Annotated in this window: 12 protein-coding genes; 9 read left to right on the top strand and 3 right to left on the bottom strand. The window is 69.0% G+C overall.

Annotated features, from left to right (window positions below):
• Nucleotides 1-10: 10 nt before the first annotated feature.
• Nucleotides 11-4,762 carry an ATP-dependent helicase gene (locus IFT63_RS16700; RefSeq protein ID WP_192085173.1) on the top strand — a complete coding sequence of 1,584 codons (4,752 nt, stop codon included), beginning with the start codon at nt 11-13 and terminating at the stop codon, nt 4,760-4,762.
• 12 nt (nt 4,763-4,774) lie between these two features.
• On the opposite strand, the gene IFT63_RS16695 is transcribed toward IFT63_RS16700, so the two are convergent.
• Nucleotides 4,775-5,389 carry a DNA-3-methyladenine glycosylase gene (locus IFT63_RS16695; protein WP_042614750.1) on the bottom strand — a complete coding sequence of 205 codons (615 nt, stop codon included), beginning with the start codon at nt 5,387-5,389 and terminating at the stop codon, nt 4,775-4,777.
• A gap of 131 nt (nt 5,390-5,520) precedes the next feature.
• Here IFT63_RS16695 and IFT63_RS16690 point away from each other — a divergent pair, with 131 nt between their 5' ends.
• The 4 genes from IFT63_RS16690 (at nt 5,521) to IFT63_RS16675 (ending at nt 8,977) form a co-directional block, all read left to right on the top strand.
• Nucleotides 5,521-6,261, top strand: a complete 741-nt coding sequence (locus IFT63_RS16690) for a DUF72 domain-containing protein (RefSeq protein WP_342450509.1) — start codon at nt 5,521-5,523, stop codon at nt 6,259-6,261.
• Entirely contained in the window at nt 6,254-6,982 is a 729-nt protein-coding gene (locus tag IFT63_RS16685; RefSeq protein ID WP_192085171.1) for a DNA-formamidopyrimidine glycosylase family protein, read from the top strand. The genes IFT63_RS16690 and IFT63_RS16685 overlap by 8 nt, the downstream gene beginning before the upstream one ends.
• Nucleotides 6,979-7,566, top strand: coding sequence for a GIY-YIG nuclease family protein (locus IFT63_RS16680; RefSeq protein ID WP_042614524.1), 588 nt, complete (start codon nt 6,979-6,981; stop codon nt 7,564-7,566). Before IFT63_RS16685 ends, IFT63_RS16680 begins: the two co-directional genes overlap by 4 nt.
• A 151-nt stretch (nt 7,567-7,717) precedes the next feature.
• Entirely contained in the window at nt 7,718-8,977 is a 1,260-nt protein-coding gene (locus IFT63_RS16675) for a carbohydrate porin (protein ID WP_192085170.1), read from the top strand.
• 6 nt (nt 8,978-8,983) lie between these two features.
• On the opposite strand, the gene IFT63_RS16670 is transcribed toward IFT63_RS16675, so the two are convergent.
• Together IFT63_RS16670 and IFT63_RS16665 are read right to left on the bottom strand one after the other, a co-directional pair.
• Nucleotides 8,984-9,637: a response regulator transcription factor gene (locus tag IFT63_RS16670; protein WP_042614522.1), complete on the bottom strand. Its 654-nt coding sequence runs from the start codon at nt 9,635-9,637 to the stop codon at nt 8,984-8,986.
• Nucleotides 9,634-12,672 carry a sensor histidine kinase gene (locus IFT63_RS16665; protein WP_192085169.1) on the bottom strand — a complete coding sequence of 1,013 codons (3,039 nt, stop codon included), beginning with the start codon at nt 12,670-12,672 and terminating at the stop codon, nt 9,634-9,636. The genes IFT63_RS16670 and IFT63_RS16665 overlap by 4 nt, the downstream gene beginning before the upstream one ends.
• Nucleotides 12,673-12,775: 103 nt before the next feature.
• Between IFT63_RS16665 and IFT63_RS16660 the strand changes: the two genes are divergently transcribed.
• The 4 genes from IFT63_RS16660 to IFT63_RS16645 all read left to right on the top strand — a co-directional run bounded on the left by IFT63_RS16660 (nt 12,776) and on the right by IFT63_RS16645 (nt 14,705).
• Entirely contained in the window at nt 12,776-13,117 is a 342-nt protein-coding gene (locus IFT63_RS16660) for a hypothetical protein (RefSeq protein WP_192085168.1), read from the top strand.
• An 80-nt stretch (nt 13,118-13,197) separates the two neighbouring features.
• The gene (locus tag IFT63_RS16655) at nt 13,198-13,587 is read left to right on the top strand and encodes a helix-turn-helix transcriptional regulator (RefSeq protein ID WP_192085167.1); all 390 of its coding nucleotides are present in this window, start codon (nt 13,198-13,200) and stop codon (nt 13,585-13,587) included.
• Between the two features lie 30 nt (nt 13,588-13,617).
• Nucleotides 13,618-14,274, top strand: coding sequence for a hydrolase (locus IFT63_RS16650; protein ID WP_192085166.1), 657 nt, complete (start codon nt 13,618-13,620; stop codon nt 14,272-14,274).
• A gap of 2 nt (nt 14,275-14,276) precedes the next feature.
• Nucleotides 14,277-14,705, top strand: coding sequence for a DoxX family protein (locus IFT63_RS16645; RefSeq protein ID WP_192085165.1), 429 nt, complete (start codon nt 14,277-14,279; stop codon nt 14,703-14,705).
• The last annotated feature ends 105 nt before the right edge of the window (nt 14,706-14,810 follow it).

The following is a 14,810-nucleotide window of genomic DNA, read 5'->3' as shown; positions in this document are numbered from 1 at the left end:
ATAATGGGGCATGCCCAGCTCCCTCCACGCCCTTCCCGCCGTCTTCGCCCCCGCCACGCGCGCGTGGTTCAGCGGCGCGTTCCCCGCCGCAACGCCAGCGCAGGTGCAGGCCTGGGCGGCCATCAGCCAAGGCCAGCACACGCTGGTCATCGCCCCTACCGGTTCGGGCAAGACCCTGGCCGCGTTCCTGCATGCCATCGACCAGCTGTTCACCGAGCGCGACCAGCAGTCGCGCGCTGGCATGCTGCCGCAGCGTGGGGCCACCCGCGTGCTGTACATCTCGCCGATCAAGGCACTGGGGGCGGACGTGCAACGCAACCTGCAGGTGCCGCTGCAGGGCGTGCGCGCCGAACGCGCGCGGCGCGGCGATCCGGACGTGGACCTGTCGGTGGCGATACGCAGCGGTGACACCACCGCCTCCGAACGCGCGCGGCTGGCGCGGCGTCCACCGGACATCCTGATCACCACGCCGGAATCGCTGTTCCTGATGCTCACCTCCAACGTGCGCGAGACGCTGCGCCACGTGCACACGGTAATCATCGATGAAATCCATGCGGTGGCCGGCAGCAAGCGCGGCACGCACCTGGCACTCAGCCTGGAACGGCTGGAGAACCTGCTGCAGGCCCCTGCACAACGGATCGGCTTGTCGGCCACGGTGCGCCCGGTGGACGAGGTGGCGCGCTTCCTCGGTGGCGGCCGTGCGGTCAGCGTGGTGCAGCCACCGTCTTCGCGCCAGCTGGCGATGCGCATCGTAGTGCCGGTGGAGGACATGGCCGACCTGCCCACGCAGGGGCCGGGGTCCGGTGCGGGCGAGTCGTCCACGCGGGTGGGCTCGATCTGGCCGCACGTCGAAGCCAGCATCCTCGATGAAGTGCTGCGCTGGCGCTCCACCATCGTGTTCGCCAATTCGCGCGGCGTGGCGGAAAAGCTGACCGCGCGGCTCAACGCACTGTATGCCGAACGCCTGGAGACCGATGCGGGCGGGGGGGCGTCGGGCCAGCGCGATGCCACGGCGTTCGGTTCGTTCAATGGCGGCACCGCGGGGCGCTCCACCGGTGCCGAGCCGCTGCTGGCGCGCTCGCATCACGGCTCGGTCAGCAAGGAACAGCGGCGCGAGATCGAAGAAGCGCTCAAGTCAGGCGCACTGCGCTGCGTGGTCGCCACCTCCAGCCTGGAACTGGGCATCGACATGGGGCTGGTGGACCTGGTGATCCAGGTCGCCGCGCCGCCTTCGGTGGCCAGTGCGTTGCAACGGGTCGGGCGCGCCGGCCACCAGGTGGGTGGCATCTCCACCGGCTTCGTCTACCCGCGTACCCGGCGTGACCTGATCGACGCGGCGGTGATCGTCGACAGCATGCTGGCCGGTCGCATCGAAGCGCTGGACCCACCACGCAATCCGTTGGACGTGCTGGCCCAGCAGACCGTGGCGGCCGTGGCGATGGATGCGCTGGACGTGGAGGACTGGTACGCCTGCGTACGCCGCGCCGCACCCTATCGGGAGCTGCCACGCAGCGCCTTCGATGCGGTGCTGGACATGCTGGCCGGACGCTATCCCTCGGATGATTTCGCCGGATTCCGGCCGCGCCTGGTATGGAACCGCGACACCGGCCAGCTCACCGCGCGGCCCGGCGCCCGCCAGCTGGCGGTGACCAGTGGCGGCACCATCCCCGACCGCGGCATGTTCAGCGTGGTGCTGCCCGAAGGTGAGGAGCGCGCCGGTTCGCGTCGGGTCGGCGAGCTGGACGAAGAGATGGTGCACGAGTCGCGGGTGAACGATGTGATCACCCTCGGCGCCACCTCGTGGCGGGTGGAACAGATCACCCATGACCAGGTGATCGTCACCCCGGCACCGGGTCGTTCGGCACGATTGCCGTTCTGGCGCGGCGAAAATGCCGGCCGCCCCGCCGAACTCGGCGCGGCGATCGGCGCGTTCCTGGCTGACCTGGATGGCGCGGCGGCGGACGATGGAAGCATTCCCGGGCCATTGGCCGCACGCCTGCAGGCCAGCGGTCTGGATACGCGCGCCATAACCAACATCCTCGGCCTGCTCGGTGAGCAGCGGCAGGCGACCGGCGTGCTGCCGACGGACCGGCAACTGGTGGTTGAACGTTGCCGCGATGAACTGGGCGACTGGCGGGTGATGCTGCATTCGCCCTATGGCCGCCGCGTGCATGATCCGTGGGCGCTGGCGATTGCCGAGCGGATCCGGGAACGCTGGCACGTCGATCCTTCCGTGGTATCCAGCGAGGACGGCATCATGGCGCGCATTCCGGACAGCAGCGGGCAGCTGCCGGGTGCGGACCTGTTCCTGTTCGAGGCCGAGCCGCTGCGACGCCAGGTGACCGCTGCGGTCGGCAGCTCGGCACTGTTCGCTGCCCGCTTCCGCGAATGTGCTTCGCGCGCGTTGCTGTTGCCACGGCGTACGCCAGGACGCCGCTCGCCGCTGTGGCAGCAGCGCCTGCGCGCAGGCCAGTTGCTGGACGTGGCGAGCGCCTATCCGGATTTCCCGATCCTGATCGAAACCGCGCGCGAGTGCCTGCAGGATGTCTACGACCTCGAGGCGCTGGGCGGGCTGATGCAGCGCCTGGAGGCCGGTCAGGTGCAGATCGCCGAGGTCACCACGGCGGTGCCATCGCCGTTCGCGGCCAACCTGCTGTTCGGCTACGTCGCCGAGTTCATGTACGGCACCGACGTGCCGCTGGCCGAGCGTCGCGCCTCGATCCTGTCGTTGGACAGTGGCCTGCTGGCTGACCTGCTGGGCCAGGTGGATATAGGCGAGCTGCTGGATGCCGGCGTCGTCGAGCGCGTGGTGGACGAGCTGCAGCGGTTGGCGCCGGATCGGCGTGCCGCGGGCAAGGAGGGCGTTGCCGACCTGCTGCGCGAACTGGGTCCGCTGTCTGCCGGCGAGCTTGCCGCGCGGCTGCTCGATGCCGATGGTGAAGTGGGCGCGCATCTGGCGACGCTGCAGCAAGAGCAACGCATCATCGCCATCGCACTGGCGGGTGAAGCGCGCTGGGTGGCGGTCGAAGATGCCGGCCGGTTGCGGGATGCACTGGGCATCGCGCTTCCCAAACGGATTCCCGCAGTGTTCCTGCTGCCGTCGCTGGATCCGCTGGGCGATCTGGTCGCCCGTTTCGCGCGCACACGTGGTCCGTTCACCACGGCCGATGTCGCCGCCCGGTTCGGGCTGGGTATCGCGGTGGCCGACAACGCACTGGCACGCCTGGCCGAGCAGGGCAAGCTGCTCAGCGGCCAGTTCGGTGCAACCACGCCGGAGCACGGCACACCCGTCGCGCGCCACGAATGGATGGCCGAAGCGGTGTTCCGCCGGCTGCGCGTGCGCTCGCTGCAGGCGGCACGCGAGGCGACCCGGCCGGTGCCAGCAACCGCGTATGTGCGGTTGTTGCTGGAACGCCACGCGTTGCTGGGATCGGCGGCCGGGCATGCCGCGCTGGGTTCCCCTGTGCAGGTCACCGGCACGCTGGAAGGCAGCGAAGGCGTGCTGCGGGTGGTGGAACAACTTGCCGGCATGCCGCTGCCGGTCTCTGCCTGGGAAAACCAGATCCTGCCGGCGCGCGTGCGGGATTATGCGCCTGCGTTGCTGGACCAGCTGCTGGCCACCGGCAGCGTGCTGTGGTGTGGGCATGGCACGCTGGGCGAGGACGATGGGCTGGTGTCGCTCCATCTGCAGCAGGTGGCTGCGGAGACGCTGCCGGTGATCAGCGAAGGCGCCCTGTCACCCCTGCAGGAAGTGATCCTGTCGGTGCTGGCAGACGGCGGTGGATTCTTTGCACGGCAACTGGCGACGAGCGTACATGCCCGGATGCAGGCGGCGGAGCACCTTGCAGCAGGCATCGATCTGTCGCCGGAATCATTGCATGCTGCACTGTGGGGGCTTGCCTGGCAGGGCCGCGTGGCAACGGATATCTGGGCGCCGCTGCGTGCGCTGTCAATGGTCCGCACGCCATCTCGTGCGCGGGCATCGCACGTGTCGCGGCGCCGCCGCGGGTTCATGGGCGTGCCGATGGGCGATGCAGTCCCTGCCGCCGGGATGCCGTCGTCCGGCCCGGCGACCTACGATGCGCCTTCGTTGGCCGGCCGCTGGTCGCTGCTGCAGCGGGATGCTGCCAGTGACACCGTGCGTGCGGTCGCACTGGCCGACGCGTTGTTGGATCGCCACGGCGTCGTGACCCGCGGCGCTGCGGTGGCAGAAAGCATCGCCGGCGGTTTCCCTGCGTTGCAGCAGGTCTACCGGGGCATGGAGGATGCCGGCCGGGTGCTGCGTGGCCGTTTCGTGGAAGGTCTGGGCGGTGCGCAGTTCGCCGAACGCTCCAGCGTCGACCGGCTGCGCGATATCGCTGAGGACACAACGCTTGCCGCATTGGCACCGGCCATCGGCCTGTCGGCGGTGGATCCTGCCAATGCCTACGGCACGGTGCTGGCGTGGCCCGTGCATGCGGCGCGGCAGCGGCCGGTACGGCGCCCGGGCGCGCTGGTGGTGCTGGCAGGCGGTGCGCTGCGGGTGTACCTGGCGCAGGGCGGACGTTCCCTGCTGCTGTATTTCGACGGCGAGGATCCCGCCCACGCCGATCTGCTGGCTGCTTCGGCCTGCGCGTTGGCCGCGGCGCTGCGACGGGGCCGGCGCCAGTCGTTCACCCTGGACCGGATCAACGATGCGGAAATCGGTCGTGGCCCGGTTACCGAGGCACTGCGTACGGCGGGCTTCCGCAATGCACCGCGCGGGCTGAGCTGGGAGGGCTGAGCGCTTGCCTGCTCAGCGACGCCGTGGACGGACGGAAACATGTTCATGGTCGGCCACGTGCCAGCGCCACGGAAAGTCCATGGCCCGGCTGATTCCGATACGCGGGCCCACCACCGGATTGCACGGCGGCGCGGTGCCATCATCGGCCAGCACGATGCCGCGGTCGGCGCCGACCAGATCGGCGCCATCCATCGCGCCGGTGATGCCGAAGGCCTGCGAGAGCTTGCCGGGACCACTGGCGAGATCGCGGTCGCGCTTCGCCTTGGGCCGGGCCTGGCGCATCGCGTCCAGGCCCAGCAGGGGCTCGGCAGCGCGCAGCAATACGCCCACGCCCTCGCCGACCTCGCCGCAGACCGCGTTGCTGCCCCAGTGCATGCCATAGGTGAAGTACACATACAGATGGCCTGGCTCACCGAACATGGTGGCGTTGCGCGCGGTCAGGCCCCGGTAGGAGTGCGCCGCCGGGTCTTCGCTGCCCGCATAGGCTTCCACTTCGACGATGCGCGCGGCGCGGCCATCCGCGCGCAGCAGCACCTTGTTCAACAGCTCCGGAGCCACCTGCGTGGGATGGCGGCGATAGAACGCACGGGGCAGGACCGACCACTGCGGGGGAAGAAAATCGAGCATGCCGACAGGCTGCACCGGCAGTGGTGTGCACGGAGTCAAGGCGGCCTCTGCACAGGCTGCGCATGCAGGCTTCGCTTGTTTCTCACGGCCGCGGGGAGACGCTGCGTGGCGGGTGCGATGGAGGACTGGCAGTGGCAACCGAGGTGCGCGTGGGATGTGCGGGGTGGTCGATACCGGGCCGCTACCGCGAAGCGTTCGATGCGCAGGGAAGTGCGCTGGAGCGTTACGCTTCGCGTCTGTCGGTGGCCGAGATCAATTCCTCGTTCCATCGCCCGCACCAGCCGGCAACGTATGCGCGCTGGGCCGACGCAGTGCCGGCGCACTTCCGGTTCACCGTGAAAATGCCGCGCGCCATCTCGCATGAGCTGCGGCTACGCGGCACGGGCGCGTTGCTGGACCGGTTCCTTGATGAAAGCGGCCACCTGGGCAACCGTCTCGGCGGCCTGCTGCTGCAGTTGCCGCCATCACTTGCCTTCGATGCGCGCTTGGCCTCCACGTTCTTTGCCATGCTGCGCCGGCGTACTGCCGTGCCCGTGGCGTGCGAGCCCCGCCACGCAGGCTGGTTCGGTGAAGCGGCGGGGGCGTTGATGGACCGCCACGGCATCGCGCGTGTCGCAGCCGATCCGCCGCGCATGGAGGCCGGCGCCGCGCCTGCCGGAGCGACGTGTTGGCGCTACTGGCGCTGGCATGGCAGCCCGCGGACCTATTACAGCGACTATGACGAGCAGGCACTGCATCGGCTGGCGGCAGAGGTGCGTGCGGCATCCACCGAGGGGCACCCGTGCTGGGTGATCTTCGACAACACCGCGCACGGCTTCGCCACGGCCAACGCGTTGCGCCTGCAGGCGCTGCTGGAGTGCGCCGATGCCTGAAGGTCCTTCCATCGTCATCCTGCGCGAAGCGGCGGCGCGTTTCCGCAACCACACGGTGCGCGTGACCGCCGGCAACAGCAGCCTCGACCTTGCCCGCATGCAGGGCCGACGCGTGGTGTCCGTGCGTAGCTGGGGCAAGCATTTCCTGCTGGAGTTCCGTGGCTTCAGCCTGCGCGCCCATCTGCTGATGTTCGGCACCTGGCGCATCGATGAAAGGAAGCCGACGACCGCGCGTGCCTCGCTGACCTTCGACAACGGCGAGCTCAATCTCTACACCTGCTCGCTGAAGTACATCGAAGGTCCACTCGAGGATGCCTACGACTGGCGCGCGGACGTGATGAATCCCGCGTGGGATCCCAGGCTGGCGCGGCGCAAGCTGAAAGCACGGCCGGACACGCTGATATGCGATGCGTTGCTGGACCAGGACATCTTTGCCGGGGTAGGCAACATCATCAAGAACGAGGTGCTGTTCCGCACGCGCGTGCATCCGGCTGCGACCATCGCCAGCATCCCGCCGCGAAAGCTGGGACAGGTGATCACCCAGGCACGCGAGTACAGCTTCGACTTCCTGGCGTGGAAAAAGGCGTACGAACTCAAGAAGCATTGGCAGGTACATACCCGCCGGACGTGCCCCCGCTGTGGCGGGCCGGTGTCCAAGCAATACATGGGGACCACCCGGCGCCGTACGTTCTTCTGCCCGGTCTGCCAGCCGCCGCCATGAACGTGCGCATCGACGGCCAATGGTTCACTTATGTGTTTCCCTGCGCATGGGAGGACTACTGCAAGATAGGCTTCTCGCGCGATCCACTCGGGCGCATCGGTGCGCTGCACCGGCGATGGTTCGAATTCTTCGACCTGGAGCATGGGTGGCTGGTGGAGACGGAAACCCAGCGTGATGCGCGTGACCTGGAACTGGAGCTGCGCCGTCCGCTGAAGCTGCACCGTTCGCCTGCGCCGTTGACCGTGCAGCAGAAGGCGGGCGGCAAGACCGAATGGGTCCGTGGCGCCAGCGAGGGATTGGATGCCGCCGTGCGCGGGTTGGCGGCGCGCGGCCATCATGTGTATCCGCTGCGTGCCTGGCTGCACGCGATGCTGCTGCAGCGCGCGGATCGGCTATACGCATGGTCTGCCGCGCAGTTGCCTGAAGAGGACGATCTCTGCCACGTCCGCCATGACCGTATCGAGATCGAGGCGGCGCTGCGCGACGCGCTCGACGCCTACGCCGCGTTGGGCATTGATCCGCGGCCCTGGTTGCCGGAGCACGTGGCAAGCTGGTACGCCGGAGAAGGGGTGTGTCGCTTCTGACTGCGCGTCCTGCCAGTCGCGCGGACACACGCTGACACTCTTCGCCCTTCCTGCAGCGCAGGCTGTGACCTTCTCCGCAGACCCGTAGTGCTGCGCAGGGTAAACGAAGCGCGGCGTGCCACGTTGAGGCTCCTTGCAGCAAGGAGTCGACGTGGACAATTCTTTCATCGGGCTGCGTGTTCTGGCCGGCCTGAGCCTCGCCGCCGCAGCGCAAGGTGCGCTCGCACAGGGTGTCACCGGTGACTGGGGCGGACGCCGCCCGGCATGGCAGGACAACGGCATCACGCTGGATCTCGGCTACACCGTGGAAGCGGCGCGCAACACATCCGGTGGCCAGCGCCGCACCAGTGCCCATGCCGGCCAGCTGTCCGCAAGCGCACGCTTCGACCTGGAGCGGCTGTGGGGATGGTCCGGCACCCGTGCCCAGCTTTCCCTGAGCCTGCGCGACGGAGACAGCGTCACCGCCCGGGCCGGCCTGGGCAGCCTGATGGCAAGCCAGGAAATCCATGGGCGTGGCCACATCCCGCGGCTGGGCAGCCTGTGGCTGGGCCGGCAGTCCGCCGATGGCCGCTTCGATGCAAAGGCGGGGCGGCTCGCGGTGGGGGAGGACTTCAACATGCTCGACTGCGTCGCCATGAACCTGGCGCTGTGCGGTGGCCAGGTGGCGCTGTTCGGGGGCGACTACTGGTTCAATTCGCCGCTCAGCCAATGGGGCGCGGTGGTCACCTACCGGCCGCTGCCCGCGGTCTACCTGCGTGCGGCTGCCTACCAGGTCAACCCCCGCTATGCCGATGAACGTGGGGGTGGCCTGCGCCTGGCACCGGCCGGCACGGTCGGCACCCTCACACCGCTGGAACTGGGCTGGGAGCCGTCATTCGATGGGCGCACGGGCCGGTATGCGGTGGGGGGCTGGTACAGCAGTGCGCCGCGTGCGGACGCGGTGCAGCCGCTACCGATCCATGCGGCCGGCGGCATGGCGTTGCTGCGCACCGGTGCCTACGGCGGATGGGCCAGCGCGCAGCAGCAGCTGACCCACGGCAACGCAAGCAGCGAATCATCGGGATTGCGGACCCAGCTGGCCTTCGCACAGGGCGACCGCCGTACGGGCGAGATCGACCAGATGGTCAGCCTGCAGCTTGTCCACACCGGAACCGTACGCTCACGGCCGGAGGACCGCATCGGCCTGGGGCTGGCCAGTACCCGGGTCAATCCGCGCCTGGCCAACAGCCAGCGACAGCGCCACGGCGGCCCGCCCGCAAGGCGCGAACAGGTCGCCGAGGTCTTCTACGGCTGGAAGCCCGCCGCCGGACTGGACCTCCAGCCCGGTGTCCAGTACGTGCGCCATCCCGGTGGGCTGGCATCGCGCGAGGATGCGGTGGTGGTAGGCATCAAGGCGGACGTGCGCTTCTGAGCCGGCTCAGCGTTCGCCGGTGTCATCATCCAGGCTGATGATGCCGCGGCGCAGGGCCATGGTGACTGCATGCGTGCGGTCACCGACGCCCAGCTTCTCCATGATGCTTTTCATGTGCGCTTTGACAGTCTGCTCGGAAATCTGCATCTGCTCACCCACGCGCCGGTTGGACATGCCGGCCGCGACGTGGACCAGCACTTCGGTTTCGCGCGGGGACAACCGGTCTTCCACCACGTGGGCCGCGATACTGGCCGCCAGTTGAGCCGGAATGGCAGCGCGACGACCGCCAGCGACGCTGCGGATGGTGTCGATCAGTTCATGCCGCAGCATGTCCTTGAGCAGGTAGGCACTGGCGCCGGCCTGCAGCGCACGTACCGCGCGGACATCGCCGCGGTACGTCGTCAATACGATGATGCGGGCTTTGGGATCCTGTGCACGGATGCGCATGATGGCTTCAACGCCATCGATGCCGGGCAACTGCAGGTCCATCAGCACCACGTCCGGGTGCAGCCGCAGGTAGCATTCCACTGCCTGTTCGCCGTCGGCGGCTTCGCCCACCAGATGCATGTCCGACTGGGTGGACAGCAGCGCGCCCAGCCCATCGCGCAGCAGCGGATGGTCGTCGACGATCAGCACGCCGATGGAATCGTTGGGGTTCATGCGGGAGGTTTCCTGTTGGGCAACCAGCGTCGCCATGGCGAGGGGCGTTGCCGGTAGATGCGATTGGCGGGCACTGACAGCGCGATTTCGGTGCCCAGCCCGGGGCGCGACCAGACGCGTAGTTCCCCGGACAGTCGGCGTGCGCGCTCGCGCATGCCCTGCATGCCCCAGTGGCCGTCGGCGGCGCCGTGGGTGTCGGTCATGCCGCGACCGTCATCGCGCACGTGCAGCAGCAGGCAACTGCGCCCGTAGGCCAGTTCCACTTCGATCGCCCCCGCCTGGGCATGGTGCAGGGCGTTGCGGATCGCTTCGCGACCGATCAGGAAGACTTCTTCGGCCGCGTGGGCCTGCAACGGCGGTGCCGCTCCTTCCACCGTCAGCCGCAGTGGGTTGACGCCCTCGCCGGCATATTCCTCATGCACATGGGCCAGCGCGGTCACCAGGTCCTGTCCGGCAGCCGGGCCATCGCGCAGCGCCGCAACGCGTTCGCGGCCTTCGGCGAGGTTCTGTTCGGCCAGCTGCATGGCCGCCTCCAGGCTGCTGCGCACCTGCGGCGTTGCCTGCGCCGATTGGCTGATCGCATGCAGGCGCAGAATCAGGCCCTGGCTGCCCTGCAACAGGGTGTCGTGGAGGTCGCGCGCGATCCGCTCGCGTTCGCCATGGCGCTCCTGCAAGCGGGCCCGCACCAGCGCGGCAAGCTGGCCGCTGCGGATGCGCACGGCCATCACCAGCAGCGCCAGTACGGCCAGCACGCACAGCAGCTTGAACCACAGCGTCTGCATGAAGGTGGGGGCGATCTGGAAAGTGCGTACCGCCGGGTTGCTGCTCCAGACCCCGTCTTCGTTGGCGGCCATCACCTCGAAGCGGTAGGTTCCAGGCACGAGGTTGGTGTAGTGCGCGCGGGTCTGGCTGCCCGCCTCCTGCCAGCTGCTGTCCACGCCGGACAGCTGGTATCGGTAGCGGGTGCGCTCTGGTCGCGCCAGTGACAGCGCCACGTAGTCGATCTGCACCTGGTCGGTGCCGGCGGGAAGCCGTAGCCCCTCGCGCAGCAGCGCATGCTGCCCATCGAAGGACACCTCGCCGATGCGCACGTCCGGTGCACGTTCATTGCGATGGGGCAGGGTGGTGTCCAGCCACGCCAGGCCCTGGTTGGTCGCCAGCCACAGCAACCCATCATCGGCCAGCATTGCCGTGGCGGTGGGGCTGCTCTGCAGGGCGATGCCCGGCATGCCGTCGGCATCGTCGAACAGGCGCGGGGAGAGCGCGCGTGCGCTGCCCGCCGCCACCCGCAGCGCATCGGCATCGGTACGCACCAGGCCGCGGCTGCCGTTCAACCAGCGCGTACCCGATGTTTCACCAGCGATGCCGGTGATGCCTTCCAGCACGCCGGGGATATCAGCCTGCAGCACGTGGAAGCGCGCGCCTTCCAGTGCAGCAAGGCCGGACTCCCCGGCGACCAGCAGTTCCTCACCGCGTGCGTACACGGCGGTGACCGGACCGACATTCAGTCCCTGCGCCGGACCGTAGGCCCGTACCGAGTGGCCATCGACCACGTGCAGCGTGCCATCGTCATGCCCGACCAGCACACGTCCGCGTTCATCCACGCTGACAAGGCTGCAACTGCGCGCGGGCAGGCGATGATCATTGCGCCATCGACCGTCCTTGAAGTGCAGCGTGTAGGGGCCGGCACACGCCCACGCTTCGTCCTGCGTGGCGAAGAACACCGAATTGAAGGAGTGCCCGGCGGTCCAGCTCGGCGCGGCGAACGATACCGTCCTGCCAGCGGTGCGTCGGTACAGCCTGTCATCGTGGAACAGCCACAGCGGATCAGCCGACTGCAGGCTGGCGCGCTGCATGGCCGCAGGGCCGGCGCGGACCAGGCTGCGCTGCAGGTCGAACATCCGCAGGTCGTCATCGTAGCCCTGCACCTTGCCGCCCGCGGTGCGGTACAGCGTCCGGTAAGGACCCGACGGACCCACATCCAGCAGCGCATGCACGCTTCGCGCACGGAACCGGTTCAAGCCCAGGTTGGTGCCGATCCAGATGTTGCCTTCGCGGTCTTCCAGCAGCGGCGAGGCCGAGGTCGACGTCAGTCCCTGCGCCACGTCGAAGTTTTCCAGCAGCGTGGGCTGCGTGCCGTCGAAGCTGAGCCGGAACACGCCGCCACTGCCGATGCGGGTGCCCCACAGGCTGCCATCGCGCGCGAACAGGATGCGATCGGCGCGCAGGTCGGGCAGGCGTCGGGATTCGCGTTGCGCGGCCGACAGCGGGGTGCCGTCGCGCGCCACCGGCAGGATGCCGCGTCGCCGGTCGGCCAGCCACAGGCTGCCATCGGCGCGCTCGGCCAGCACCGACTGCGGTGATGCCTCCACCTCGGTGGGCTCGAAGTGACTGGCGCCACGCGGAAGCCGCCACAGTGCGTTGCCCGCCAGCAGCCACAGCGTTCCCTGGTGGTCGCGCTGCAGCCAGTGCGCGGGCAAGGCAGGTACCTGCATCGCCGGCGTGGGCGGCTGCCACTGTTGGCCGTCGTACCAGCGCAGGCCGCCCTTGAGCGCCGCCCACAGCCGGCCATCGCCATCGCGCGCCATGCGCGGCACCGGGCCGTTGGGCACATCGCGCCCCGTAAGGAAACTGCGCAGCCGGTCTGCCTGTAGATGGCTGATGCCAGCCTGGAAATAGCCGATCCACAGGCTGTCGTCGTGGTCCAGCAGCAACGACACCATGTTGGTGGATGGGAAGCTGCTGCCCGGTGGCGCCAAGTCGCGCTCGAAGCGGTGGCCATCGAAGCGGTACAGGCCCGAGCCCGTGGCCAGCAGCAGCGTGCCCTGGCGGTCCTGCGCGATGTCCCAGACATCTCCCGGCGCGCCCTGGCCGACACGCCAGGCGCTGTGCTGGAAGCCCGGCAGTCCGGCCTGCGCCTGCGGTGGCACCGGCAGCGCCGCGCGCGCCGCCATTGGCAGTGCGACCCACAACAACGCGACCTGCAGCAGGCAGGTACTCACGTGGCGCAGCAGCGGCGGAAGAGCAGGCGGCATGCTGCATTCTCGCAGGCCGGGGGCACTGCCGGCCTACCCGATCGGGGCAGGTGGGCCGGTGCTGGATCAGGTAACCATGAAGGCCTGTCCACGGGAGGGTGGAATGCAGCGTCTGTTCGTGATGTTTCCTGATCGTGCGCCGGGTATCGGCCTGCTGTGGATACGGCTTTGCCTGGCGGTTGCGATGTGCTGGCCCTGGCCGGTGGCCGCGTGGCACCAATGGGTCGCTGCCTCGGCGGCGCTGCTGCTGGCCCTCGGCGGGCTGACTCCACTGGCCGTGGCGTTGGCCACGTTGGTGTTGTGGACCGGGACGGGCAGCACGGCGCTGGTCCTGCTGCCTGCTTGCTTGTTGCTGCTCGGTCCCGGTGCCTACTCGCTGGATGCCTGCCTGTTCGGTCGGCGGGTGCTGCTTGCCGCCCGGCGGGCGCCTCCCCCGAAAGAGTGAGCGCGCTGCCCACCCCGTCGGGGGTAGGGCGCCAGGGCGTCTGCCGCCACGCTATGCACTCCCCACAACGAGCGCTGCCGATGGCCACCGACACCCCGTGCCGCGGCACGCCTTCGGCCCTGCCTGGCCTCAAGGAGGCGCAGGCCGCAGCCGTTCGCCGCGCGCAGGCCTTCATGGAGCAGAACCTCGGCCAGCCGATCGACGTGGTGCAGATCGCCGCCGCTGCGTGCGTCAGCCGCTTCCACCTCGCCCGCTTGTTCCGCAGCGCCACCGGGCTCAGCCCGACCGGGTGGCTGCGCCAGCGTCGCATCGACCAGGCCCGCCACTGGTTGCGCGAAGGCTCGCAGCCGGTCGGCCGCATCGCCAGCGAACTGGCGTTCTTTGACCAGAGCCACTTCATCCGCAGCTTCCGTGCCGCCACTGGCTGCAGTCCGCGCCGCTACGCGCTGCACGCCGCGTCCTCGTACTGATTCCCTCCCACCCTTCCTGGAGCCAACCGCATGAACAAGGCCACCGCCGTCCCCGGCAACGCGCTGCTGTCCCCGACCGACCACGCCCTGGTGCTGATCGACCATCAGTCGCAGATGGCGTTCGCCACCCACACCATCGACATCTCCGCGCTGCGCAACAACGTCGCGCTGATCAGCAAGGGCGCAAAGGGCTTCAAGGTGCCGGTGGTGCTGACCACCGTGGCTGAGAAGGCGTTCTCCGGTCCGCTGTTCCCGGAACTGCCGGCGATCTTCCCGGGCCAGCCGGTGTTCGACCGCACGTCGATGAATGCCTGGGAAGACCAGGGCGTGATCGATGAGATCAACAGCATCGGCAAGCAGCGCCTGGTCATCGCCGGCCTGTGGACCAGTGTCTGCATCGTCGGCCCGACCCTGTCGGCGATCGAGCAGGGCTTCGAGATCTATGTCATCACCGACGCCTGCGGCGACGTGAGCGATGAAGCGCATGAGCGCGCCGTCACCCGCATGGTGCAGGCCGGCGCGGTGCCGATCACCAGCGTGCAGTACCTGCTGGAACTGCAGCGCGACTGGGCGCGCGGTGAAACCTACGACCTCACCACCGGCATCGCCCGCGAGCATGCAGGGGGCTATGGGGTGGGCATCCAGTACGCCAAGACCATGTTCGGCGCCCAGGAAGGCGGTCACTGAGCATGGGCAGCAGCCATGCCCTGGACGTGGCGCTGCTGATGCTGCGCGTGGCGGCGGGAGGATTCCTGTTGCCGCATGCGCTGGGCAAGTTGTTCGGCTGGTTCAACGGCCCGGGCCTTGCCGGCTTTGCCGGCGAACTGCGCGGGTTCGGCCTTCCTGCCAGCGCACCGCTGCCGCTGCTGCTGGCGGTGCTGCAGGTGGTGGCTGGGTTGGCGGTGCTGCTTGGCTGGCAGACCCATGCGGCGGCGCTGGCGGGTGCCGCCTTCATCGCCTTCACCGCGTTGCTGGCGCTGCCACGCGGGTGGTTCTGGATGCACGGCGGCATGGAGTACCCGGTGATGTGGACCTTGCTGCTGCTGTCGGTCGCGCTGGCTGGCGCTGGCACGTTCTCGCTTGATTCTTTCCTTGCTTCCCCTGGAGTGCCCTCATGAGTCCCGATCCTTCCCAGCCCGGTCGCCGCGAGGTGCTGCTGGGGGCTGGCGCGGCACTCGCGCTGGGCCTGGCCGGCCGCAGCCTGGCGGCGGCTTCTTCCCCCT

The organism is Stenotrophomonas sp. CFBP 13724, assembly GCF_014841975.1.
GTDB classification, from domain to species: Bacteria; Pseudomonadota; Gammaproteobacteria; order Xanthomonadales; family Xanthomonadaceae; genus Stenotrophomonas; species Stenotrophomonas lacuserhaii.
This window is presented reverse-complemented; position numbering and strand designations above follow the sequence as displayed.